The 23,687-nt window shown below is 50.8% G+C and carries 22 protein-coding genes; 17 read left to right on the forward strand and 5 right to left on the reverse strand.

What is annotated here, in order from left to right; translation table 11 throughout:
• Positions 1-7: 7 nt before the first annotated feature.
• From nuoH to P6574_RS07730, 10 genes are all read left to right on the forward strand, one after another.
• Entirely contained in the window at positions 8-1,057 is a 1,050-nt protein-coding gene (gene nuoH, locus P6574_RS07685) for an NADH-quinone oxidoreductase subunit NuoH (protein WP_310619770.1), read from the forward strand.
• A 7-nt stretch (positions 1,058-1,064) separates the two neighbouring features.
• On the forward strand, positions 1,065-1,304 hold the full coding sequence (locus tag P6574_RS07690) for a hypothetical protein (RefSeq protein WP_405048079.1): 240 nt from the start codon (positions 1,065-1,067) through the stop codon (positions 1,302-1,304).
• 34 nt (positions 1,305-1,338) lie between these two features.
• A complete protein-coding gene (gene nuoI / locus P6574_RS07695; RefSeq protein ID WP_310619772.1) occupies positions 1,339-1,827 on the forward strand; it encodes an NADH-quinone oxidoreductase subunit NuoI in 489 nt (162 codons plus the stop codon).
• A 93-nt stretch (positions 1,828-1,920) separates the two neighbouring features.
• The gene (locus P6574_RS07700; protein ID WP_310622120.1) at positions 1,921-2,535 is read left to right on the forward strand and encodes an NADH-quinone oxidoreductase subunit J; all 615 of its coding nucleotides are present in this window, start codon (positions 1,921-1,923) and stop codon (positions 2,533-2,535) included.
• A 105-nt stretch (positions 2,536-2,640) separates the two neighbouring features.
• Positions 2,641-2,949 carry an NADH-quinone oxidoreductase subunit NuoK gene (gene nuoK, locus P6574_RS07705; protein ID WP_310622121.1) on the forward strand — a complete coding sequence of 103 codons (309 nt, stop codon included), beginning with the start codon at positions 2,641-2,643 and terminating at the stop codon, positions 2,947-2,949.
• Between the two features lie 7 nt (positions 2,950-2,956).
• On the forward strand, positions 2,957-4,936 hold the full coding sequence (gene nuoL, locus P6574_RS07710; RefSeq protein ID WP_310619773.1) for an NADH-quinone oxidoreductase subunit L: 1,980 nt from the start codon (positions 2,957-2,959) through the stop codon (positions 4,934-4,936).
• The gene (locus tag P6574_RS07715; RefSeq protein ID WP_310619774.1) at positions 4,936-6,456 is read left to right on the forward strand and encodes an NADH-quinone oxidoreductase subunit M; all 1,521 of its coding nucleotides are present in this window, start codon (positions 4,936-4,938) and stop codon (positions 6,454-6,456) included. Before nuoL ends, P6574_RS07715 begins: the two co-directional genes overlap by 1 nt.
• Before the next feature lie 21 nt (positions 6,457-6,477).
• Positions 6,478-7,920, forward strand: coding sequence for an NADH-quinone oxidoreductase subunit NuoN (gene nuoN / locus P6574_RS07720; protein WP_310619775.1), 1,443 nt, complete (start codon positions 6,478-6,480; stop codon positions 7,918-7,920).
• A 10-nt stretch (positions 7,921-7,930) separates the two neighbouring features.
• A complete protein-coding gene (locus P6574_RS07725; RefSeq protein ID WP_310619776.1) occupies positions 7,931-8,698 on the forward strand; it encodes a biotin--[acetyl-CoA-carboxylase] ligase in 768 nt (255 codons plus the stop codon).
• Positions 8,699-8,763: 65 nt separating this feature from the next.
• On the forward strand, positions 8,764-10,431 hold the full coding sequence (locus P6574_RS07730) for a ribonuclease J (protein ID WP_310619777.1): 1,668 nt from the start codon (positions 8,764-8,766) through the stop codon (positions 10,429-10,431).
• 151 nt (positions 10,432-10,582) lie between these two features.
• Here P6574_RS07730 and P6574_RS07735 read toward each other — a convergent pair whose 3' ends face one another.
• Positions 10,583-11,062 (reverse strand): RrF2 family transcriptional regulator, encoded by a 480-nt coding sequence (locus tag P6574_RS07735; RefSeq protein ID WP_310619778.1) that lies wholly within the window; start codon positions 11,060-11,062, stop codon positions 10,583-10,585.
• Between the two features lie 306 nt (positions 11,063-11,368).
• On the opposite strand from P6574_RS07735, the gene P6574_RS07740 reads away from it, so the two are divergent.
• A complete protein-coding gene (locus P6574_RS07740; RefSeq protein WP_310619779.1) occupies positions 11,369-12,805 on the forward strand; it encodes an MFS transporter in 1,437 nt (478 codons plus the stop codon).
• A gap of 440 nt (positions 12,806-13,245) precedes the next feature.
• Here the strand turns inward: P6574_RS07740 and P6574_RS07745 are convergent, their stop codons facing one another.
• Positions 13,246-13,713 (reverse strand): NUDIX hydrolase, encoded by a 468-nt coding sequence (locus P6574_RS07745; protein WP_310619780.1) that lies wholly within the window; start codon positions 13,711-13,713, stop codon positions 13,246-13,248.
• 4 nt (positions 13,714-13,717) lie between these two features.
• Positions 13,718-14,089: a VOC family protein gene (locus P6574_RS07750; protein WP_310619781.1), complete on the reverse strand. Its 372-nt coding sequence runs from the start codon at positions 14,087-14,089 to the stop codon at positions 13,718-13,720.
• 262 nt (positions 14,090-14,351) lie between these two features.
• On the opposite strand from P6574_RS07750, the gene P6574_RS07755 reads away from it, so the two are divergent.
• The gene (locus P6574_RS07755) at positions 14,352-14,810 is read left to right on the forward strand and encodes a MarR family winged helix-turn-helix transcriptional regulator (RefSeq protein ID WP_310619782.1); all 459 of its coding nucleotides are present in this window, start codon (positions 14,352-14,354) and stop codon (positions 14,808-14,810) included.
• A gap of 57 nt (positions 14,811-14,867) precedes the next feature.
• Positions 14,868-16,463 (forward strand): glutamate--cysteine ligase, encoded by a 1,596-nt coding sequence (gene gshA, locus P6574_RS07760; RefSeq protein ID WP_310619783.1) that lies wholly within the window; start codon positions 14,868-14,870, stop codon positions 16,461-16,463.
• Positions 16,464-16,647: 184 nt separating this feature from the next.
• On the opposite strand, the gene P6574_RS07765 is transcribed toward gshA, so the two are convergent.
• Positions 16,648-17,133, reverse strand: coding sequence for a MarR family winged helix-turn-helix transcriptional regulator (locus P6574_RS07765; protein WP_310619784.1), 486 nt, complete (start codon positions 17,131-17,133; stop codon positions 16,648-16,650).
• 104 nt (positions 17,134-17,237) lie between these two features.
• On the opposite strand from P6574_RS07765, the gene P6574_RS07770 reads away from it, so the two are divergent.
• The 4 genes from P6574_RS07770 to P6574_RS07785 all read left to right on the forward strand — a co-directional run bounded on the left by P6574_RS07770 (position 17,238) and on the right by P6574_RS07785 (position 21,670).
• Positions 17,238-17,666 (forward strand): organic hydroperoxide resistance protein, encoded by a 429-nt coding sequence (locus tag P6574_RS07770; RefSeq protein ID WP_310619785.1) that lies wholly within the window; start codon positions 17,238-17,240, stop codon positions 17,664-17,666.
• A 463-nt stretch (positions 17,667-18,129) separates the two neighbouring features.
• A complete protein-coding gene (locus tag P6574_RS07775) occupies positions 18,130-19,773 on the forward strand; it encodes a long-chain fatty acid--CoA ligase (protein ID WP_310619786.1) in 1,644 nt (547 codons plus the stop codon).
• Positions 19,774-20,191: 418 nt separating this feature from the next.
• Positions 20,192-20,464 (forward strand): hypothetical protein, encoded by a 273-nt coding sequence (locus P6574_RS07780; protein WP_310619787.1) that lies wholly within the window; start codon positions 20,192-20,194, stop codon positions 20,462-20,464.
• A 702-nt stretch (positions 20,465-21,166) separates the two neighbouring features.
• Positions 21,167-21,670: a GNAT family N-acetyltransferase gene (locus P6574_RS07785; RefSeq protein WP_310619788.1), complete on the forward strand. Its 504-nt coding sequence runs from the start codon at positions 21,167-21,169 to the stop codon at positions 21,668-21,670.
• A gap of 788 nt (positions 21,671-22,458) precedes the next feature.
• Here P6574_RS07785 and P6574_RS07790 read toward each other — a convergent pair.
• A protein-coding gene (locus P6574_RS07790) for an IS630 family transposase (protein WP_310619020.1) occupies positions 22,459-23,417 on the reverse strand; the annotation gives its coding sequence in 2 pieces (ribosomal slippage) (positions 22,459-23,073 and positions 23,076-23,417; 957 coding nt in all).
• Positions 23,418-23,687: the final 270 nt, after the last annotated feature.

Below are 23,687 nucleotides of genomic sequence, written 5' to 3' on the forward strand. Positions count from 1 at the left end.
AGGGCACATGGAAATGTTCTGGAGCGATTACGCATTACCATTCATTATAATAGCTGCACAAAGCATTTTGTTGATGGTGGTTCTGCTTCTTATCGTTGCGTATATTCTTCTGGCAGACCGTAAAGTCTGGGCTGCCGTTCAAATTCGCCGCGGTCCCAACGTTGTTGGGGCTTGGGGGCTTTTGCAAAGTTTTGCTGACTTGCTCAAGTTCGTATTCAAGGAACCGGTTATTCCATCGGGTTCCAACAAGGTTCTGTTCCTGCTGGCACCACTTGTCACAGTGATGCTAGCCTTGGCAGGCTGGGTGGTAATTCCGGTGAGCAGTGGCTGGGTGATCTCCAACATCAATGTGGGTATTCTCTACATTCTGGCGATTTCATCCCTTGGTGTTTACGGCGTTATCATTGGGGGTTGGGCCTCCAACTCCAAATACCCGTTCCTGTCAGCGCTTCGCTGCGCAGCGCAAATGGTGTCCTATGAGGTCTCCATCGGTTTTGTGATTGTGACCGTTCTGCTGTGCGTGGGTTCTTTGAACCTCACAGACATTGTGAACGCACAGCAAACCGGTCTGGCAACAATGCTGGGTGTGCCGTGGCTGTCCATTTTGAACTGGTACTGGCTGCCGCTCTTCCCGATGTTCGTGGTGTTCTTCATCTCCGCATTGGCAGAGACAAATCGCCCGCCGTTTGATTTGGCAGAAGCTGAGTCAGAACTGGTTGCCGGTTTCATGGTTGAGTATGGCTCCACTCCCTACATGATGTTCATGCTGGGTGAGTATGTTGCCATTTCTCTCATGTGTTCGCTCACAACAATCCTGTTCATGGGCGGTTGGTTGCCACCATTGGATATTGCGCCGTTCACATGGGTGCCGGGAATTGTCTGGTTCTTGCTCAAGTCCCTTCTGGTGTTCTTTATGTTCGCCATGGTTAAGGCAATGGTACCGCGCTACCGTTATGATCAGCTGATGCGTCTGGGTTGGAAAGTATTCCTGCCGCTGTCGCTGGCGATGGTGTTCATCGTTGCCGCAGTGCTGATGACAATGGGCTGGGCACCGTAAGGCCATGGTGAGTTTTTCGCCAGTTGGTCTGCTAGGTGCAGCGCTTGGACTATATATCGGATGGCTGGACAGCAAAATCCTTTTCGGGGTTTTGCAGGCCGCCGTTTTGAAACGGAAACAAGGTCGGGTAGGAGAGACGTTCTGGCTGGAAAAGGCAGAACCTCATCTACGGAAGATCATTTTTTGCATAATGATGATTGGGTTTCCAATCATCGGCTATCTGGCTGGCGCATCAATTGCCGGTTAGATAGCTTGGTTCGCCAAGGAGAGGCTTTAGGGCTATGAGACTCGAACAGGCCGCAAAATCGTTGCTCTTGAAAGAGTTCGTATCGGCGTTTTTTCTCGCCATGCGTTATTTTTTCAAGCCAAAGCCAACAATTAACTACCCGTTTGAAAAGGGGCCGATCAGCCCACGTTTTCGCGGGGAGCATGCTTTGCGCCGTTATCCCAACGGTCAGGAGCGCTGCATTGCTTGTAAGCTGTGCGAAGCGATCTGTCCTGCGCAGGCAATTACAATCGAAGCAGGTCCGCGCCGCAATGACGGAACACGCCGGACCACCCGCTACGACATTGACATGACCAAGTGTATATACTGCGGCTTCTGTCAAGAAGCGTGTCCGGTGGATGCAATTGTTGAAGGTCCGAACTTCGAGTTCGCCACGGAAACGCGTGAAGAGCTGTTTTATGACAAAGACAAGCTGCTTCAAAATGGCGATCGTTGGGAGCGTGAAATCGCTCGCAATATCGAGATGGATTCACCCTACCGTTAATCGGTAGCTGATAAGTTTAGGGGGCTTTTTCGGCGATGGCAGCAAGAGAGCATGCCAGCGGGAAAGCCAAACAATGAACAGAGGCAACCTCTAATGGTTTTGCAGGCCCTTTTCTTCTATTTGTTTGCTGCGGTGGCGGTTGCCTCCGCATTTATGGTGATTGCCTCGCGCAATCCCGTTTATTCGGTTCTGTTTCTGATCCTGTGCTTCTTCAATGCGGCTGGGCTGTTTGTCCTTATCGGGGCTGAATATCTGGCCATGCTTTTGGTTGTGGTTTACGTGGGAGCGGTCATGGTGCTGTTCCTGTTTGTGGTGATGATGCTGGATGTGGATTTTGCATCCCTTCGCCAAGGTCTGCTGCAGTATATGCCAATTGGTGCTTTGATCGGCTGTATCTTGCTGGTTGAGCTGTTGATGGTAGTCAGCGGCTGGGTTATTCAGCCAACGATCGTGGGCAAAGGTGCATCCCCAATTCCGCCAATTGCGGAAACCCAGAATATCGCTGCAATCGGTAATCTTCTTTACACGCACTACATCTACTTCTTCCAGCTGTCCGGCCTTGTGCTTCTTGTGGCAATGATCGGCGCAATTGTGCTGACCTTGCGCCATAAGGAAGGCGTTCGCCGTCAGGATATTGCAACGCAGGTTGGACGCCGACCTGAAGATGCCATTGAAGTGGTAAAAGTAAAAACCGGAAAAGGGATCTAAGGCCGGTGGTCTGGAACCTTAATATTAACCGGCCTATCATTGGAGGAGAGTGCTCCTCCAATGATTGGGCTGCTTCTAGAACTTGAGGGAGCACTGCGAGGCCCCATGGAAATTGGATTATCGCATTACCTGTCGCTAGCTGCGATTTTGTTCACGATCGGTATTTTCGGAATATTCCTGAACCGTAAAAACGTGATCGTCATCTTGATGTCCATCGAGCTGCTTTTGCTGGCCGTCAACATCAACCTTGTTGCTTTCTCAGTCTTCCTGAATGACTTGGTCGGCCAGATCTTCGCGCTGATGGTGTTAACCGTCGCAGCTGCGGAAGCGGCGATCGGCCTTGCCATTCTGGTGGTCTATTTCCGTAATCGCGGCTCAATTGCTGTCGACGATATTAACATCATGAAAGGCTGAGGGACGAATGTATACGGCAATCGTATTCCTCCCGCTGCTGGGCTTTCTAACGGTCGGTCTGTTTGGCCGGGCGCTCGGGGCAAAGGCAAGCGAATATATTACAAGCGGCCTTTTAATTGTATCTGCGCTGCTGTCATGGATAGCATTTTTTCAGATCGGACTGGGCTCGCATGAGCCAGTTATGTTTGACCTGCTGCGCTGGATCAATTCGGGTGATCTGAACATCAACTGGTCCATTCGTGTTGATACGCTCACCGCTGTAATGCTGGTTGTGGTCAACACCGTGTCCGCTTTGGTACATGTATACTCCATCGGTTACATGCATCACGATCCGCACCGTCCAAGGTTCTTTGCGTACCTGTCTTTGTTCACATTTGCCATGCTGGCACTGGTGACCTCCGACAACCTGCTGCAAATGTTCTTTGGTTGGGAAGGCGTGGGCCTGGCTTCTTACCTTCTCATTGGATTTTGGTACAAAAAGCCATCTGCAAACGCTGCGGCCATGAAGGCGTTCGTGGTCAACCGTGTGGGTGACTTCGGCTTTGCTCTGGGCATCTTTGGCGTTTTCGTCATTTTCGGCTCCACAGACTTTAACGTGATCTTTGCATCCGCCAGCGCTGTTGCTGATGGTAAGGACCCGATCATGCAGTTCTTGGGATACAATCTGTATCCAGGAGATGCCTTGACCGTTGTGTGTCTGCTGCTCTTCATGGGTGCTATGGGTAAATCAGCCCAGTTCCTGCTGCACACCTGGCTACCAGATGCCATGGAAGGCCCGACACCGGTTTCCGCTCTGATCCACGCTGCAACCATGGTGACTGCTGGTGTGTTCATGGTAGCCCGCCTGTCGCCGTTGTTCGAACTCTCCACAACAGCGCTCACGGTCGTTACCTTGTTTGGTGCAACAACCGCCCTGTTTGCAGCAACTGTTGGCTGCGTACAAAACGACATCAAGCGCGTGATTGCCTATTCAACCTGTTCCCAGCTCGGTTACATGTTTGTGGCTCTGGGTATTGGTGCTTACGGTATCGCGATTTTCCACCTGTTCACCCATGCGTTCTTTAAAGCGCTTCTGTTCCTTTGCGCCGGCTCCGTAATTCACTCGGTTTCCGACGAACAGGACATGCGCCGTATGGGCGGCTTGCGTAAGCATATTCCAGTAACTTACTGGACCATGATGATCGGTACGCTGGCTCTGACCGGTTTTGGAATTCCATTCACCGCAATTGGAACAGCAGGGCACGTATCAAAAGATGCGATTATTGAAGCTGCCTTCGTTGGCCACAACGTGTTTGCCAGCTATGCTTTCTGGGCAACCGTGGTTGCTGCGCTGCTGACATCCTTCTACTCATGGCGCCTGACTTTCATGACATTCCACGGCAAGCCGCGTGCCTCCGTTGATGTGATGAGCCACGTTCACGAAAGTCCGTGGGTGATGACTGTGCCGTTGATCTTGCTGTCATTGGGTGCCTTGTTTGCAGGTGTTGTGTTTAAAGAATTCTTCTTCGGACACGACTATGATGCGTTCTGGAAAGCGTCTTTGGCGGTAACAGAAAACACCAAAGAAATCTTGCACGAAATGCACCATGTGCCGATGTGGGTGAAGGGGATACCATTCTTTATGATGGCAACCGGCTTCATTGTGGCCTTCATCTTCTACATTCGCTCACCTGGCATTCCAAAGGCCATGGCAGAGCGTCATCAGCCTCTCTACAAGTTCCTGCTGAACAAGTGGTACTTTGACGAGCTCTATGACTTCCTGTTTGTAAAGCCTTCAATGAAGCTGGGCCGCTTCCTTTGGAAATCCGGTGACGGGACTGTCATTGATGGTCTGGGACCAGACGGCGTGGCGGCACGCGTTCAGGCCGTGACTGCACGAGTTGTGAAACTTCAGTCCGGCTACATTTACCATTATGCATTCGCGATGATGATTGGCGTAGCGTTCTTCATTACATACGCCATGTTCTCGGGCGGGGGAGCCCACTGATGAGCGATTGGAATATTTTATCAATCACCACGTTCCTGCCGATGGTAGGTGTCTTTTTCATCCTCCTCGTTCGCGGGGATGATGAAGAGGCAAAAACAAACATCCGGCGGGTGGCGTTAATTACCACCTGCTTCACCTTCATTGTTTCCCTGTTTATCTGGGGCGGGTTCACCGACGAGAACCCGGGCTTCCAGATGGTGGAGAAATATGACTGGCTGGGCGGCGTCTTCTCCTATCACATGGGTGTAGACGGCATTTCCATGCTGTTTGTCATTCTGACAACCTTCTTGATGCCGTTTTGTATTCTTGCGAGCTGGAAAAGCATTGATACGCGCGTCAAGGAATACATGATCGCGTTCCTCGTTCTGGAAACGCTCATGGTCGGCGTCTTCTGTGCGCTGGATCTGGTTCTGTTCTATGTGTTCTTTGAAGCCGGCCTTATTCCGATGTTCCTGATCATCGGTATCTGGGGTGGTGCACGGCGCGTTTATGCCAGCTACAAGTTCTTCCTCTACACGCTTCTTGGCTCGGTTCTCATGCTGATCGCCATCATGAGCATGTACTGGACCGCTGGCACGCTGGACATTCCAACCTTGATGAAGTTCGACTTCCCAGCAGGAATGCAGACATGGCTCTGGCTTGCCTTCTTCGCAAGCTTTGCGGTGAAAATGCCAATGTGGCCGGTTCACACATGGTTGCCAGATGCCCACGTGGAAGCGCCTACAGCCGGTTCTGTTATTCTGGCAGGTATCTTGCTGAAGATGGGTGGTTACGGCTTCCTGCGTTTCTCCTTGCCAATGTTCCCGCTGGCCAGTGACATGTTTGCACCGTTTGTGTTCACATTGTCCGTGGTCGCGATCATCTACACCTCTCTGGTGGCTCTGGCTCAAGAAGACATCAAGAAGCTGATTGCCTACTCCTCTGTGGCGCACATGGGTTATGTGACCATGGGTATCTTCGCGGCAAACGCCCAAGGTATTCAAGGTGCACTGTTCCAGATGCTGTCCCACGGTATTGTCTCTGCAGCGCTCTTCTTGTGTGTTGGTGTGATTTACGATCGCAAGCACACCCGTCAGATTTCTGCTTATGGTGGTTTGGTCAACAACATGCCGAAGTATGCTGTTGCTTTCCTCATCTTCACCATGGCGAATGTGGGGCTGCCAGGTACTTCTGGCTTTGTGGGTGAATTCCTTACATTGGTCGGTATCTTCAAGGTCAATACATGGGTTGCTCTGTTTGCAACAACAGGTGTTATTCTTTCCGCAACCTACGCGCTGTTCCTGTATCGCCGCGTTGTATTCGGTGCGCTGGAAAAGGAAAGCCTGAAGTCCATGCTGGATCTGAGTGCCCGCGAGAAGGTTATCCTTATTCCGCTGGTTATTTTGACCATCTTCTTCGGTTTCTATCCGGCACCTGTGTTTGATGTAACACAGGCATCGGTGGATTCTTTGATTACTCATTATCAAGCAGCAGTGGAAGCGGGGGGCAGTGCCCTTTCTGCAGCCGCTGTCGCACATTGATCATTAGGACGAGTTGACGTCATGCATGCAGATGTATTTCAATTTTCTGACCTGATGCCGCTGCTGCCAGAACTGTTTCTGGCATGCGGAGCGCTCTTCCTATTGATGCTTGGAGCATTCGGAGGCGAGCAGAAGACGCCGGTTGTTACTGGTATCTGTGTTGCGCTTTTCGCGGTTGCAGGTTTGATGCTCATTATGAGCCCGAACTTCGGGGAGGCGTTTAACGGCGCCTTCATTCAGGACCGGTTTTCTCAGTTCCTGAAAATTCTTGTTCTCATTGGCTCCGGCTTTGCCATTGCCATGTCAGTTGCCTATGCACGCTCTCAGAACTTTGACCGGTTCGAGTATCCGGTCCTGATTGTTCTGGCGACAATAGGCATGATGCTGATGCTGTCTGCCGGTGATTTGATTGCCATGTATCTGGCCATTGAGCTTCAGTCTCTGGCGCTCTATGTGGTGGCAGCCATCAACCGCGATTCTGTGCGTTCAACAGAAGCGGGTTTGAAGTACTTTGTTCTGGGTGCCCTGTCTTCGGGTATGCTTCTTTACGGGATGTCCTTTATCTATGGCTTTACCGGCCAGACCGAGTTCGGTGCGATTGCGAGTACGCTTACTGAAGAGCATGTCTCTCTGGGCCTTGTGTTCGGTATCGTGTTCCTGCTGGCAGGCCTGTGCTTCAAAATTTCCGCAGTTCCGTTCCACATGTGGACACCGGATGTTTATGAGGGGGCGCCAACACCTGTGACCGCGTTCTTCGCGGCTGCTCCGAAAATCGCAGCCTTTGGCATGCTGGTTCGCATTCTCATCGATGCGTTCGGCGGCGTAGGGGCGGACTGGCAGCAGATCATCGTATTTGTCTCCATCATGTCCATGACCCTTGGTGCTTTTGCCGCTATCGGTCAGCGCAACATCAAACGTCTTCTGGCATACTCCTCCATCGGCCACATGGGCTTTGCCCTCGTGGGTCTGGCCTCCGGCTCCGTTGTGGGTGTTGAGGGTGTGATTGTTTACCTCACCGCGTATCTGGCTATGACACTGGGCACATTTGCCTGTGTTCTTTCCATGCGTCGTAAGGGCGGTATGGTGGAAGACATTCAAGATCTTGCAGGTCTTTCCAAGACAAACCTGCCTATGGCGATCCTGCTGGCATTCCTCATGTTCTCGCTTGCCGGTATTCCACCGTTCATTGGCTTCTTCGCCAAGTTCTACGTGTTTATCGCGGCTGTGAAGGCGGGTCTTTACCCACTTGCGATCATTGGTATGCTCGCCAGCGTGGTTGGTGCCTACTATTACCTTCGCGTCATCAAGGTCATGTTCTTTGATGAGCCAAGCGAGGAATTCCTGCCCATGTCCGGCGAGATGAAAATTGCTCTGGGTGTTTCCAGCGCAGTGGTTGTCCTGTTCCCGTTCTTCAACAATTTCATTGTTGAGACAGCTTCGGGTGCAGCCAATTCGCTGTTTTAAAGTGAGTTAGATGGATAAGCTACTCTTCCAAGGCCCGGTGACCAGTGCACCGGGCTTTGTTGTTGAACACTATGAAACACTGGATTCCACCAATACCCGTGCCGCCCAAAGGGCAACGGAAGGCTATGGGGGCAATCTGTGGGTTCGCTCGGATGTGCAAGAGCAAGGTAAGGCCCGACGGGGCCGCTCATGGACCTCGGAAAAAGGCAATCTGTTCGCCTCTGTTCTCCTGAGGTTTGAAGCCTTTGATGAAAACGTGATCCAGATGCCGTTTGTAGCGGCTCTCGCTCTTGCCGAAGCCGTGGAAGCTGCCACAGGCACTCTCAAGCTTGTTGAGCTGAAGTGGCCCAATGATCTGCTGGTGGATGGTGCCAAGATCTCCGGAATCCTGCTGGAAAGCGCAACAGGGACCGATGGCTCACTTTATGTAGTTTGTGGGTTTGGCGTCAATTGCGTTCACCATCCTGATCTTGGACTTTATAAAACCACGGATTTGCGCAGTCTGGGCTACGGGTGCGAGGTCGATCAGGTGTTTACCCACCTTGCGTCCCGTCTGGCTTATTGGCTAGAGCAGTGGCGTGGAACAGGTGGCTTTGAACTGGTTCGCCGTGAATGGTTGTCCCGCGCGGTTGGACGGGGCAAGGAAATACGGGTAAGACTTACCCATGAAGAGTTTAAGGGCACTTTTGTCGATATTGACCATTTGGGCCGTCTCATTGTTAAGCGTGAAAACGGGCGTGAACAGCTTGTGACCGCCGGTGACGTATTCTTTTCGTAGGAAATATTTGAAAGTATAAGGCCGCACTGGGTCGCAAGGCCATGGCCGTGTTGGAGGTATTGCAAATGTCGAGCGAGTCTCAGCTCGTTTTTTTGCCGCTCGGCGGCGTTGGTGAAATTGGAATGAATTTGGGCCTTTATGGATGGGGCCCAGAAGATGACAGAACTTGGCTTGTTGTTGATTTCGGGGTCTCGTTTGCGGGTCCCGAGTTGCCGGGAGTGGATTTGGTTCTGCCAGACTTGCGCTACCTTGAGGAAATCAGGGATCAGGTGGTCGGTATTGTCATCACCCATGCACATGAGGATCATTACGGGGCACTTTCCTACATCTGGGATAGGGTACGCCTGCCTGTTTTTGCAACCCCGTTTACCGCGCGCTTGTTAGAAGCGAAGCTGGCAATGGATGGGGGAGGGCTGGATATTCCCGTCACAGTGGTTAATCAAGGAGACCGGTTCAAGGCTGGAGCCTTTGATATCGAGCTGATCACTATGACCCACTCCATCCCCGAGCCTTGTGCGCTGGCCATTCGTGTTGGTGGCCATTTGGCGGTGCATACGGGCGATTGGAAGATTGACTTGACACCGGGAATTGGCAAACCCATAGATTTGGACCGCCTTGCAGAACTTGGCCGTGAAGGGGTGGATGCCCTTATTTGCGACAGCACCAATGCCCTGCGAGATGGCACCAGCCCCAGCGAGAAAGACGTGCAGGCAGCCTTGACGGAAATTATCAAGGTTGCTCCAAACCGCGTTGCCGTGACCACGTTTGCCTCTAATGTGGCCCGCATGCGGGCGGTGGCAGAAGCGGCTTATGCGTGTGATCGCGAAATTGTGGTTATTGGCCGCTCCATGGCCCGCACCTATGAGATTGGCCGTGATCTGGGCTATTTCGACGGCTTGCCTCCATTTCGTGATGAAGAAACCTATGGCTCGCTGCCCCGTAAAAATGTGGTGGCTCTTTGCACAGGCTCGCAAGGCGAGGCGAGGGCGGCTATGGCCCGTATTGCCGGCGATAACCACCGGCAGGTGGCCCTTTCCGCAGGTGATACGGTCATCTTTTCGTCCCGCACCATTCCGGGAAATGAGAAGGCGGTAAACGGGGTCATCAACGAACTTGTCTCGCAGAAGCTCAAAGTCATCACCGACAGGGACGCACTTGTGCATGTATCGGGCCATCCACGGCGTGGTGAACTGTCTCAGGTCTATGACCTTCTCAAGCCCAAGCGTGTGGTTCCTGTTCACGGCGAAGCTTTGCACTTGGCAGCTCATGAAGAGTTTGCACGTACCAAAGGCGTAAGAGATACAGCCATCATCAAGGACGGCGATATGGTTCGCCTTGTTCCGGGCAAGCTACAAGTCATTGACGAGGCCCCAGCCGGAATAACGGTCAAGGATGGCCGCCTCATTGGCCCACCAGAGGAAATGGGAATTCAGGAACGGCGTAAACTCTCGTTTGCCGGTTCTGTTGTCGTTTCTCTAGCTGTCACCGGCAAAGGTGAACTTGATGGCGAGATCGACGTGATCCTTATGGGCATACCCGATTGCAATCATGACGGTGATGACTTTGAAGATCTGGTGCGCGATGCCGTCTATTCCGCCGTCATCAGCATTCCAAAAGGACGGCGCAAGGATGTGGATCTGGTAAGAGAAGCCGCCCGCCGCTCCGCCCGTTATGCCATTGTAGATCACTGGGGCAAGAAACCCCAATGCACAGCCCTCGTAAGAAGGGTGTAAAACTCAACCGCGCTCATGACAATGAGCGCGGTTTTTTGTTTCCTGGAGCATGGGTAATGAAGTGGCTCAAGCGGGGCAAGTAAGGTTATGCTCTGGAAAGCAATGTGTTGCCTACCTAAAAGCACTTCAATCAAGTCGTCCTATAATTCGTTTAATCAGACATGCTTCGCCGGTCTTTATGAACGGAATATCTATTTGACGATAATTGAAGCCTTTCAATGACGGCACTGGATCGAACCAAATCAGCAACCGTTGTGTCCTCAAGTTCGGCCTTAAATGCGGAATCAGCTGCAGTTAAGGCATTTGAAACGGCTTCATGTACGGACTTTTCAAGAGGGCATGTCGGCGTATCACCAGCGTTCCCAACAGCAAATAATTGCGGTGAGCCCAGTGCTGCATAAACTTCAGCTAGTGTGATATTTTCAATTGGTTTTGCCATACACCAGCCTCCGCCATGCCCCTTGAGCGAAGACACGATCCCTGCATCTCTAAGCCCCCCCATCATGCGCCGAACGAGCGAGGGATTAGTCCCAAGAACCTTACCGATTTGCTCGGAAGTCTGAGAAACGTCGTTCTGGTCTAAATGCAGCATCACATGGAGCGCTCGGGAAAGGCGGCTATTGGGTCTCACGGGTAACTCTCCTGTTTCTGGCAGGTTACACCAAGTACAGTTTTGTTACAAATAAAGATACATGAAATTGACAGGGCATTATTGTTACTTTAAAGGTTACATGTATCGTGAGGCTCTCCCCATCGAAACGTACCGGTGACTATTAGGGATTGGCCTTAGAAGTCCAAGTCACCAAGAGGCTACAAGTTGCCTCCCGTGAAAATCAATATCTAGCAAAGTCAGAGTTTAGCCGGGCCATTCAAGAGGCATCTAAAACTATCCTACTGATATTTGTTACAATTGATGTATCATGAAAAGGATATGATTTTGTCAACGGAACTCTTAAATTTGGAACAGCAGTTTCCAAAGCGCGGGCTGGCGGTTGCTGTCCTCTTTCTTGCTGCATTTATGAATACGCTGGATGTTACTATCGTTAATTTGGCACTTCCCACCATTCAAGAGGAACTAAACGCAACACCAAGTCAGCTGGAATGGGTGCTGATTATATATGTTTTGACTTTTGCAGCTGGCCTTTTGCCTTTTGGCCGATTTGGCGATGTGCTGGGGCGCAATAAATTATTCGGCTGGGGGCTGATTGGCTTTATTGGCAGCTCGGGCGTTTGCGGCGTCGCACCAGACATTACCACGCTGATCACTGCAAGAGCCGCGCAGGGATTTGCCGGTGCTATGATGGTGCCGCAGGTTCTGGCAATTGTTCATGTGCTCTTTGAGCCGGAGCAAAAAGGCAAAGTCATCAGCCTGTTTGGAACCATCAGCGGACTGGGTGCGGTGACAGGCCCGGTGCTCGGAGGTTTTCTGGTCTCTGCAGATATTGCTGATCTGAGTTGGCGGGCTGTCTTTCTGATTAACTTGCCATTGGGGATTATTTCTCTAGTTGGCGCTCTCCTTTACTTACCGAAGAAAGAGGCCCCAGCCCACAAAGGCTCAGATTGGGGCGGAGCGGCTTTGTTTGCCTTCAGTATTCTTGCGATTACCTATCCCCTTGTGGAAGGACGACTTTTGGGCTGGCCGTGGTGGTGCTTTGCGTTGATGCTTGGTGGTCTGATACTCTTGCTCCTGTTCAGCAGGACACAAATTTTGCGTGCAAGGAAAAACCTGCCGCAAGTAATGCCGGCAAACTTGCTTAAAGACCGTTTTTTTCTATTGGGCCTTGGTATTGTTGCGCTCTTCTTCTCTGGCACTGCTGGTGTTATGTTTATGCTTGCGGTCTATCTTCAATCTGGGTTTGGTTTGTCCGCTCAAGATGCCGGTGTCGCTTTGGCGGCGCATCCTGCTGGTGTGATGATAGCCTCGTTTTTCGCCAGTCGGCTTGCAAACAAGTGGCTGGAAGCGCGCCTTGCGCTTGGGGCTTTAACCGTATTGCTTGGCATGATAGGCCTCGTACTGGTTATAAACTCTTCATCCACTGCATTTGACCAGCTATCCTTTTTGCCTCCCCTACTGCTTGTTGGTATGGGTATGGGGACATCTCTGGCAACAATGTTCCAACTTGTGCTTTCACGTGTTGCAAGCGAAGATGCTGGCGCCGGATCGGGTATATTGCAGGCATTCCAGCAAGTAGGTGTGGCAGTAGGTATTGCTGTGATCGGGCAAATATTTTTCAGCACATCTTCACAGTTTGGCAATAATTCAGGGCACAGTGCGGCCGCATCCGCGGCACTGCAATATCCAATCGGCATATACGTCGCCCTTACTCTGATTGCAGTGTATTTATGGAAGAGCAAAGCCAGCGCACAGCGGTAAAGTTCACCCCGACTTAGCCCTTACCTGCAGTTTGGTCCCGTGAAAAGATAATCAGGTTGTATTTGTCTGTCTCATTGCCCTTCTTGGAAGATAGGGCAGAGATGACACGGCCTTCTCTCCTCACGGGACTAAACACTTACGACAGTGGTCACCTCGATCCACCAATATTACCTCTCTTTCAAAAAAGGAACTTGATGAGATCGTTCACAGGTATAATTCTACATCAAAAAAGTGCCATTAACGTTGCACTTCGCTCGTGAGTCACTAACCTCGGATCAAGTGCGGGGGTGACATCCTTGTTTTCTTACGAGGTCATCCCGACCAACAAGCTGGGATCAAGACAGAACCCGATAGATTCCTCTTATTGCTGACTGGCATAACTTCTTTATTTTGAAAGAATTCTTCTCGTTTGATTGAATTCTCCAAAACGGAACAGGGCTCTAAGCCGCTGACAATTCTTCTTGCCAACCGAACTGGGAATAGGCCCTTGCACCTTGAATATGTCCCATAGCCTGTCTCACATAAGGCAATGTGTTTTTGGGGGGGAAATCAATCGGGTGCCACTCTAAACTGGAGTGTTTATGGGGCTCAGCCAGATAGGGCGAACCCTGCCAGCGGGTTGCCTCAAAAAAGCACCCCATCCATTCGTTCCCTTCGGTGAGGCAGTGTATTACGTGACGAAGTCGAAGGTCATCGGGAACTATGGTGATGCCTACTTCCTCAAAGGCCTCGCGGGCAGCGGCCTGCCTTAAGGGTTCTCCGCCTTCTACTGCCCCCGCCGGAAGGCTGTAAAACCCGTCCATCCATCCGGTGTGTGAACGCTTCAACCATAAGATATCCTCTTCACAGCGCACGATCACGAACACGGAAGTAGAGTGTTTAAAACGATCTCTTTTCACTTGAAGCATACCTTTATTTTCCATCGCCTTCAGCAAGTTCCGACCACACGGCCAACTCGTTGCCGTTGGGGTCTTGAAAGTGAAACCGTCGCCCTCCGGGAAACGAGAAAATGTCACGGCATATTGTGCCGCCATTTCGGAGGACTTCCTCTAAAACCTCCTCAAGTTTCTTGGCGTAAAGAACAACCAGAGCTGCTCCGTGATCAGCTTGGGAGTGCAGCGGTGCATGGTAGAAGCCTCCGTCAAAGAACCCATCATTAAATGCAGTGTAGTCTGGCCCGTAATCTTGAAAGCTCCAGCCAAATGTCTTCGAGTAGAAGCTCTTTGCAGCGGAGAGATCTTTTGCGGGTAACTCGATGTAATTAATGGATTTGTCTCTGTGCATAGTGCAGGGCCTAATATTCAAGGGTTAAAAGAATCTTTCAACGAGCGTAGTTAAGGAAAGTTAACAGGAACATAACATGAACATGCTTAGGTGGGGGCCAATAAAAGTCTGCGGTGTGATGAAACGAACACGAAAGGCACAATGATGACGGCCTTGAGATAAACTGTCAGTCCCTGAAGTTTTATGGTTGACAGTGTCACCTATATAGTTGATAGCGTCAACTATATAGAAATCTGCAGAATCTGTAACAAGGAGCGCTTCAGTGACAAGCCCGCCAGCTGAACATTATGCTGAAAATCTCTATGATATGTTCTTGACCTTGTCCTGGCATTTCAGCTCCCAGTGCTGCGGGGGGGTGGCCAGTGAGGCGTTTTCGCTCACCGATCTTCTGACGCTTCGTATTGTGGAGCAGGAGCCCCAGTGCGCTGTCCAGGCTGTCAGCAGAACGCTGGGGATCTCCAAAAGTGGAGCCTCCCGTATTGTAAAACGGCTGGAGGAAAAAGGGTTCTTGACCACCGAGCCAAGCCCGGAAGACGGGCGGGCCCGTCGTTTGGTCTTGACCCTTGAGGGAACTCGGAATATGGCGCTCATTGCCCGTCATCATAGCGAACGTATCGGGGCCGTACTTCAGAAAATGCCGCAGGACGTGGGGGCGCAACTCGCCACAAACCTGCAATTTTTTGTCGATATGATCGAAGACGGTCGTGTCGAATCTTGTTGAATTAAGTCGTTGAAAGACCTATTTCCCCTCGAGGGACTATGGGATGAAAGTAAAAAAATGTTGGCACTTAATCACTCCAAACTTCCAATATTAAACGACCCGAGTGTGCGGGCCAGTTTGGCCCAAATACGGGTTGGTTTGGAAAAGGAGAGCCTGCGGGTCACCGAAGAAAACCTCATTTCTCTTCATGATCATCCAGAGGCTCTTGGGAAGACGCTGACCCATAAGTATATCACCACAGACTTTGCAGAGGCACAGCTGGAATTTATCACGCCGGCAAACACCAATATGGCGCAGAGTATCCAGTTTCTAAAGGATATTCATATTTTCAGCTCGCGCCGGTTGCCCAGTGGGGAGTTCTTCTGGAATGCCAGCATGCCGCCGAATATGTCCTGTGACGAAGAAGTACGGATTGCCCAGTACGGGAAAAGCAATGCCGCACGTATAAAGACACTCTACCGGCAAGGTCTCGCAAATCGCTATGGAAAAGTGATGCAGACAATTTCCGGCATTCACTATAACTTCTCTCTGCCCGAGGATATTTGGGAAGCAATTGCGCCTCAAGGCAGCACTGCCCGCGAGATGCAGCATGTTCGTTCCGATGGCTATTTAAGCCTAATTCGGAATGTCCAACGGCACGGTTGGTTGGTGCTCTACCTGTTCGGGGCAACACCTGCTCTGGATAAAAGCTACTTGAAAAATAAGAGCACGGGTTTGAAATCGCTGGGCGATGACACATTGTATGCCCCCTACGCCACGTCGCTGCGCATGAGTGATCTTGGGTATACCAGCGTTGTGCAGGGTAAGCTGGACATCCACTTCAATAGCATGGCTGACTACCTTGATGGCCTGCGGGCAGCCCTTGGAACATCCGAGGGAATTTATGAGGAAATCGGCGTTCACGAGGACGGTGATTACAAGCAGATGAACACGCATCAGCTGCAGCTGGAAAACGAGCTTTATGGAACGGTCCGGCCCAAGCGCAATGCGCTGTCCAATGAACGGCCCATTACGGCCCTTTGTCGCGGCGGTGTGGAATATATCGAGTTGCGCAGCGTGGACATCAACCCGTTCTTGCCCGTGGGGATTGATGAGCAGGAAGCCTATTTCCTCAATACCTTCCTGACCTATCTGGCACTTGCTGAAAGCGAGGGGTTATCGCCTGAAGAGCAGCGCCAACTGAATGACCAGTTGCAGTTGGTGGCAGTCGAGGGACGAAAGCCGGACCTATTGTTACCGGCAGACAGGGAAGGGCGGACCTTGAAGGATGCGGGCCTTGCGCTGTTAGTGCAGATGCGGGATCTGGCTAAACTTATGGATGAGGCCCATGATAGCGGGCGAAGTCATCAAGACGCCTTGGAGGTGCAAATCGCCAAGCTGGAAAACCCTGAATTGACGCCTTCGGCCAAAGTTCTTGCTGGTGTCAAGCGCTATGGATCTCATCAGGCATTTATTAGTGCTCTGGCAAAGGCCCAGACTGATTACTTTAAGGTTCTGCCACAGGACAGCGCCCGTAAGTCTCATCTGGAAGCGCATGTGGCGCAATCACGGGCCGCGCATGAGCAGATTGAAAGCGCGGCAACAGAAAGCTTCGAAAACTACCTGAGCCATCAGGCCAAGTATTTCTGTCCACCAGACTGCTTTCGAAAATAAGTTAAAGGCCGACTATACAAGTCGGCCATTTTTATCTGTTCTATCAAAAAAATCGAGACTTCGCGAAAGCATCAACCTCTATCGCAGTGAGCCGCTTTATTAAAACAACTCACTGCTTTAACCTATTGTTTGGGCGCCCTACCTTTTACCCGGAAACTGGTATCCACTTTTTGGCGATACGCCTCTAAGTTTCTTCTGTGAGTACTGTTCTCAGCTCGTTCATTTGAAGAATGAGAGCGTTGGCCGTATCCAGATCCATATCAAGCGCTTCAAGAGCGCAGGCCTGTATGCGGCAAATCCCGTCGCTCAGTTGCCGACCCTTTTCCCTCAAGCTAATAATCACCTGCCGCTCGTCTTTGCTGGACCGCTGCCTGAGTATGAAGCCTGAGGTCTCCAGCCTTTTTAAAAGTGGCGTCAAGGTGCTGGATTCCAGAAAAAGAAGCTTCCCCAAGTTTGTAACAGTCTGCCGGTCCTTGTCCAACAGCGCCAGTATGACGAGGTACTGCGGATAGGTCAGCCCCAGTTCTTTCAACCGGGGCTTAAAAAAACGGTTGAGCGCATGACTTGTTTTATAGATGGAAAAACAAAGATTGTCTTCCAGCTTGATCCTCTGTTTGGTGGCAAGGTTTTCCTCGCACATTCCGCAATCCTTTATATTGGTCTTTTTCATTTTATATATCGTGCACGATTATTTCACAATAAGCTTGATTTATCTTTGGAATGGAGTACTTATATCGCGCACGATTTAATATGATGCGATTGAAAGGGTGAATCATGTCCGTTAAAGTTCTCTATGAAACAACTGCAAAGGCCACTGGTGGCCGCGATGGCACAGCAAAAACACTGGATGGCTCCCTTGAACTATCCTTGTCCACGCCAAAAGAACTGGGCGGAGCTGGTGGTGCTGGCAACAACCCTGAACAGCTTTTCGCCGCTGGTTATGCTGCCTGCTTTATTGGTGCCATGAAAGTGGTTGCCATGCAGCGTAAAGACGTGAAAGTAACCGACGAGACCAATGTTGAGGCAACTGTTGGGATTGGCCCGCGCGCTGAGGGTGGCTTCGGCTTGGAAGTGGCTTTGAAGGTGGATCTGCCGGGCGTTGAAAAAAGCGTAGCGGAAGAAATTATTGCGGCTGCACATGAGGTGTGCCCCTATTCCAACGCAACACGCGGTAACGTGGATGTGAAACTCTCCCTCGCTTGAGGTGCAGCAGCTCACCAACCACTAATTCTAGAGCCTCTTTCCAGCATATTCACTGGGAAGTGGCTTTATTTTGCAAGCTTTGAAACTTATATCAGCAGTCATCAAGTATAATCGGTGGTTTGTGGTCTGGATACCGGATCGGCGCTTCGTTTGTCTGCAATGACACAATGGGGGCAGATCTCTCGCCACACTTTCCGCCGACATCCGTGCCAATGAGGTTGGATCCAAACCTACCGATAGGCTTGCAATAATTCCGATTGCTATTACCCTACGTCGCATAGTTATTCGAAAGTCTACAGGTGCTCATACAATCTCGGAAATTTGCGCCATACTATGCAAATATCCTGAGGGTAAATTGACATTTGCCCCTGCCTATGGAACCGTAAAAAGCCTGATAACCTAAGCCCGTTTACATAAAAAAGGCGGGCTTGCGTATGCTGTTACTTTACGGGAGGAAAGTTCCATGGCGTTGCAAGGTAAAATGATGCATAGGCCGCTGCTCATTTCAGATATTTTGACATTTGCAGCTGAAGTTCACGGTGATGCGGAACTTGTTTCTGCAACTGTCGAGGGGGGGATACACCGTGCCAGCTACCGGGAAACCGAGGTACGGGCGCGGCAGATGGCAAAAGCGCTTCTGGCGCTGGGCATAGAAGAGGGGGACCGCGTTGCAACCCTCGCATGGAATGGGTATCGCCACTTTGAACTTTACTATGCAATTTCGGGGATAGGAGCTGTCTGCCACACAATTAACCCGCGCTTGTCTGCGGAGCAGATGGTGTATGTCACCACTCATGCTGAGGACAGGGTCCTGTTTCTCGATCTCACCTTCGTGCCTTTGGTCGAGAAACTTCTCGCGCAATTTCCCAAGGACATGAAGTATGTCATCATGACGGACAAGGCGCATATGCCTGAAACGTCTATTCCAAATGTGCTCTGCTATGAAGAGCTCTTGGGCGCGCAAACCCCTCAGTACCAGTGGCCCGATCTGGACGAAAACGCAGCCTCCGGCCTTTGCTATACCTCCGGTACGACTGGCAATCCCAAAGGGGTTCTCTATACCCACCGCTCTTCCGTACTGCATGCATTAATGGCTGGCATCACATTCCCCGATTGCCTGCGACCAGGAGTTAAAATCCTTCCTGTTGTTCCTTTGTTCCATGTAAACGCATGGGGATTACCTTTCCATGCCCCTATGGCTGGCGTGTCCATCGTTTTTCCCGGTCCGCATCTGGATGGTGCCAGCCTGTTTGATCTTATGGAGCAAGAAAACGTCTATTCGTCATGGGGGGTTCCAACCGTGTGGCTGGGCCTGCTTGGAGAAATCAGCAAGCGTGCCAGAAAACCCGAGGGCTTTGGCGAGGTTATTATTGGCGGAGCGGCGGCCTCCCGTTCCATGGTTGGTTCCTTTGAAAAGCTCGGTGTGAATGTCTGTCATGCATGGGGTATGACTGAAATGAGCCCCATTGGTACACAAGGGCAGCTTTTTGGAAGCGAGCGAAAACTGCCTGAAAATGAGCGCCTTGATTTGAAAGCCAAACAGGGGCGGCGCATGTTCGGTGTGGAGCTCAAAATTATTGATGAAAATGGCGAGGAACTTCCTAAAGATGGAAAGGCTGCTGGTGAGTTATTTGTACGCGGCAATGCAGTAGCCGCGGGTTATTTCAATAATGAAGAAGCCAGCAGTGCTGCTCTGGATGCGGACGGATGGTTTGGTACCGGTGATGTTGCAACAATCTGTGAAAGAGGGTTCCTGACAATAACGGACAGGGCCAAAGACCTTATCAAATCGGGCGGCGAGTGGATCAGTTCCATCGACGTTGAAAATATGGCTATGGCGCATCCGGATATTGCCAATTGTGCAGTCATTGCTGTGCCCCATGCGAAGTGGGATGAGCGTCCTCTGCTGGTTGTTGTTCCAAAAGAAGGAAAGACCATTCACAAACAAAGTGTCTTGGACCTCCTGAAAGAACATTTGGCAAGCTGGCAAATTCCAGATGATGTGGTGCTCGTCGACCAGTTGCCTATGACTGCGACAGGGAAGGTCTCAAAACTGACATTGCGGAAAAACTACGCTGACCACAAGCTGGAAAACGCACAGGCTTGAACTGCAATATAAAATGCATGCAGCTTGCCGGATCATGCCGGTGAGCTGCATACGACAGTACTGTCGGAGCGTGGCTTGTTGGCTGGCAAATATGCCAGTGACATGCAATCTGCTTGAGCACTGCCACGTTCATATCCCCTCAAAGCGGCGGACATTGTGTCAGCACGGCTAAAGACACGCCGGGCAGCTCCCCTCAGTTTATGGTTATCAAAGGGTAAAGGGTATGCTGGGCCCAGAAGTGGTACCGCTCTTGAAACTACAGGGTAATTGGCGCTGTTATAGTTGCGAGACTGTTAAGTTAATTCTTTGTTTTTATTTGATTTTTATTTTTTTAACGATGTTCTTCAACACTTCTCTCACCCTGTTTTCCCATTCTAACCCTGTGAGTTCGGGTTGTATCTTCTTTGGGAGTTTAAAGATGGGTGAAGTGAAATTCTTGACAAATAAACCTGTTCGGGAGCGGGATCGTTCAACCTCCCCAGATGACCTTTTGCAAATGGGACTGGATTGCGCGTTAGGGCGAAGCGGTCCCGTGGAACTGGTTCAGGCCCATAAATGGTTCAATCTGGCAGTTCATGCTGGCAGTGTAAAAGCAATCCGCCTGCGCGCCGAAGTCGCGGAACAAATGAGCCTTCAAGATATCTCCCAAGCTCAAAAAGCTGCGCGAGACTGGTTGCAATACCAATCCTGATGAAATGAGCGTGTTAAAAGGTGAGTTAAAGCGCTAAAATGGTTCGGGAGCCCCTGTTGAACTTTCTTGAGGTATGAGCGGGGTTCTTACTTGGGTGAAGGGGATAAGTTATGCCGGTTCGGGGATAAGTTGGCCGGGGCGCGGAGCTGTTAGGGCGTTTGGTCCATGTTCTGACCGGATTACGCTTTCCTCTCATGCCTTGTTGATCTGGAGTTCCAAGCCATCAGGTGGCAGTGCCCGAATGGCCTTTTATATGGACATTTCCTCGCACAAAACCGGTCGCTGAGCGTACATTTTGCGGTGAAATTCCAGCTTTTGCCCGAACTTGTGAGTACACTCTCGATCTAACGGCTTGTTCTGAAATAGGTTTTGGCTGAAGTGCCTTGTTGTATTTGTGCGCATTCCATATTAGCTACAGGCTTACAGTCGTTTGAGTAAGTATTGGTGGCTCACGGTAACATGCGGGAGTAAGTCTCATCCCCATCCAGTTTTTCCAATTCTAGAGCGGGAAGGCGATGAGGGGGATACCTCTCATAAACGCTAACTTAAAACTCAAATAAGTACCCCACCAGTACTTCAGGCCGCAGGTCTGCCCCAATATGGATTATCGTTGCCAATTATCAGAGTTGTTCTTTGGACTATAATGGTAAGGGTTGGTAGGGAGCTCGGTTCCTTCCATATCGTTTTAAAGAGTACTTCCTGATGCGGAATTTCAAAATTAGATCTGGAGATAGCTCGGATTGTCAGAGCATTACCGATATATTTAATTATTATATTACAAAAAGCTATGCCAGATTCGAGACGAAACCATTTAGCTATAACAACAGGTTGGAGTGGCTGAAACAGTTTAATCCCGGGACAGTTCATCAGATTTTAGTTGCCGAGGGAAAGGAAGGAGTACTTGGATTTGCCTGTTCCCAACCTTATCGTGACGACATTGCCTTTGAGGGAACAGCTGAAGTAACGATCTATTTGTCGCCGCACACGGTCTCCAGCGGGATTGGGACCGCGCTTTACACGGAGCTTTTTAGAAGCCTATCTAAAACCGGATTACATCGTCTTTTGTCGGGAATTGCTCTACCTAATGACGCTTCAGTAGAGCTTCATAGGAAATTTGGCTTTGAAGAAATTGGTGTTTTTGACCAATACGCTAAGAAAAATGGGAAATTTATTAGCTCGATTTGGTTACAAAAATTAATGAAGTAAGGCTTTGCTTGCCATATTGCATTTAGTTATTTCCTCCAAGGTCGTGCTTTTTCGGTGACCAGCACCGGCACACCGAGAAAGCGAAGACTCCAGCAGTCTCCGCAATTTAGTCCCTTAGGTTAGTGCCTATGGGGATTCCCCCTCCATCATGCCCGCCCAGCATTCGCTTCCTGTCACCTCTTCGATCTCAGCAGTTCATTCTAACGGTCTGAGCCCACTGGTTTGGCAAATACTTTTGAATAGTCCGTCCGCAATCTCCGATCTTGTGCTTGGTGTGTTAATGAACCTGCTGGTCTTTTGTCTCTTCCCCAAGAGCAAAATCTGGTTTGAAAGGTGAAGGGTGAGCGGACTGTCCATTTCACTCTTCTGTTGCGCTCTTATAGTTACCTCCCAACCTCCCAACCTCCCAACCTCCCAACCTCCCAACCTCCCAACCTCCCAACCTCCCAACCTCCCTGCCTTCTGATTTCGCACCACCTTGCTTTACCGCTGGTCTCTCGCCCTCTCTCCCTTCTCTTGGTGGTGCCATAGCGGTCGACTGAGTGCCTTACCGCTCCCGAGGGTGTCATCCCGGACAAGCGAAGCGCTGATCCGGGATCCAGAGCGGTTTGAGTGTCGGTCTCCCATCGGTTCCGGAGTAAAGGGCGGAGGTCGCTGAAGAGGGGAGGGGGCTCTCTCTCTCTTATAGTGGCGGTTCTTTCCTATAGGGTGGCGCGTCTGCCTGAGCGCCCCGAGTTCCTTTTGGCAAAGCCGCTTGTGTGGGGAGGTAGCCTTATATTCTTGAGCCTTTATACTGAAACATATCCAGCTGCCTTGAAGTAATTCCAACACTCTTGGGGTGTGAACAGATCGCATATGTCACCCAGAGCCTTTATCAAGGTCTCAAAGGTTCTGGCTTTCATTCTGCGTAGGTGTGCTTTGAGCTTGGAAAACGCCATTTCGATAGGATTGAGATCAGGAGAATAGGGCGGCAGAAAAAGGAACCAACACCCGCTTTGTCTGAGGGCCCTTGCGGCTTCTGGAACTTTGTGTGTGGACAGGTTATCCAGAATGACCACCGTTTTAGGGTGCAAGCATGGAGCCAGTTGTGTCGTGATATAAGTGGTGAATGCCTTGCCATTCATGGCCCCGTCCAGAACCCAGGGCGCAATGAGTCCCTCGTGGGTCAAACCGGCGATAAAGGTCTGGTTCTGCCAGCGTCCAAACGGCGCTGTGTCAAGGGCTCGTTCCCCTTTAAAGGCTCGGCCTCGCAGCCGGGTTAAATTCGTTTTAACACTGGTTTCATCGAGAAACACCAGTCTCTCAGGCAGATCACGCATTATAGGCTGACGGGTGTGGCGCCATTCATCTCTGGCATTTTGTACATGGAGTTTGCCACGCTCGGTTGCCACCAACGATTTTTTTTATAGGTGTAGCCAAGACGGCGCAAAGCCTTGGAGACGGAAGTATGGTGAACCCTCACTCCCTCAGCCATGAAAAGTGCATCACATAACTCCATCAACGTGATATCTCCGTCTTGATTGACCAGCTCGCGCAAGAAGGAGAGGTAGGGCTCCAATTTTCCGCCTCCCTTTGGGCGCCCTGTCCTGACCGGGATTAAACTCTGCCCCTCCCGAACTTTACGGGCCAAGCGAGATCCTGATGCTGGAGAGATCAGCAGGCGGCGTGCTGCTTCACGCCCGCTCATCCCGGATAAAATGAGCCTTTTAAAGCGAAGGCGTAAATCAAGTGAAAGTGGCCGACCCATGTGATCTCCTCCCTAAAAGGAGTGAATCACAAATCAACCTGATTGGGAATCCCCAATCGATTCAGCGTTGCGCCTCATTGCTTTAGCCGCTGCGGTTTGTCCTTCGTTCTGCGTTGGTGGTGTTGGTTCACATTGGTGTGTTGTTTGTTGATGTGTGTATCTGTGGGAATTGATTGTTTGTTAACAAGTTGAGAGATTGGCTGTTTTCTGGGGTTTGTGGGGTGTTTTGGTGGTGGTGTATGGGGGTGGTTTGACTCGTATTGGTTTAAT

The sequence above is a fragment of the Pseudovibrio sp. M1P-2-3 genome, from assembly GCF_031501865.1.
GTDB classification, from domain to species: domain Bacteria; phylum Pseudomonadota; class Alphaproteobacteria; order Rhizobiales; family Stappiaceae; genus Pseudovibrio; species Pseudovibrio corallicola.

Excerpts from the sequence above, each read along its gene's own strand:
- nuoK (WP_310622121.1), top strand. The coding sequence starts at position 2,641 with ATGGAAATTGGATTATCGCATTACCTGTCGCTAGCTGCGATTTTGTTC.
- P6574_RS07780 (WP_310619787.1), top strand. The coding sequence starts at position 20,192 with ATGGGTGAAGTGAAATTCTTGACAAATAAACCTGTTCGGGAGCGGGAT.
- P6574_RS07765 (WP_310619784.1), bottom strand. The coding sequence starts at position 17,133 with ATGAAAAAGACCAATATAAAGGATTGCGGAATGTGCGAGGAAAACCTT.
- P6574_RS07770 (WP_310619785.1), top strand. The coding sequence starts at position 17,238 with ATGTCCGTTAAAGTTCTCTATGAAACAACTGCAAAGGCCACTGGTGGC.
- nuoN (WP_310619775.1), top strand. The coding sequence starts at position 6,478 with ATGCATGCAGATGTATTTCAATTTTCTGACCTGATGCCGCTGCTGCCA.
- P6574_RS07730 (WP_310619777.1), top strand. The coding sequence starts at position 8,764 with ATGTCGAGCGAGTCTCAGCTCGTTTTTTTGCCGCTCGGCGGCGTTGGT.
- nuoH (WP_310619770.1), top strand. The coding sequence starts at position 8 with ATGGAAATGTTCTGGAGCGATTACGCATTACCATTCATTATAATAGCT.
- P6574_RS07700 (WP_310622120.1), top strand. The coding sequence starts at position 1,921 with ATGGTTTTGCAGGCCCTTTTCTTCTATTTGTTTGCTGCGGTGGCGGTT.
- P6574_RS07785 (WP_310619788.1), top strand. The coding sequence starts at position 21,167 with ATGCGGAATTTCAAAATTAGATCTGGAGATAGCTCGGATTGTCAGAGC.
- P6574_RS07750 (WP_310619781.1), bottom strand. The coding sequence starts at position 14,089 with ATGCACAGAGACAAATCCATTAATTACATCGAGTTACCCGCAAAAGAT.
- nuoL (WP_310619773.1), top strand. The coding sequence starts at position 2,957 with ATGTATACGGCAATCGTATTCCTCCCGCTGCTGGGCTTTCTAACGGTC.
- P6574_RS07725 (WP_310619776.1), top strand. The coding sequence starts at position 7,931 with ATGGATAAGCTACTCTTCCAAGGCCCGGTGACCAGTGCACCGGGCTTT.
- gshA (WP_310619783.1), top strand. The coding sequence starts at position 14,868 with ATGTTGGCACTTAATCACTCCAAACTTCCAATATTAAACGACCCGAGT.
- P6574_RS07715 (WP_310619774.1), top strand. The coding sequence starts at position 4,936 with ATGAGCGATTGGAATATTTTATCAATCACCACGTTCCTGCCGATGGTA.
- P6574_RS07775 (WP_310619786.1), top strand. The coding sequence starts at position 18,130 with ATGGCGTTGCAAGGTAAAATGATGCATAGGCCGCTGCTCATTTCAGAT.
- P6574_RS07745 (WP_310619780.1), bottom strand. The coding sequence starts at position 13,713 with ATGCTTCAAGTGAAAAGAGATCGTTTTAAACACTCTACTTCCGTGTTC.
- nuoI (WP_310619772.1), top strand. The coding sequence starts at position 1,339 with ATGAGACTCGAACAGGCCGCAAAATCGTTGCTCTTGAAAGAGTTCGTA.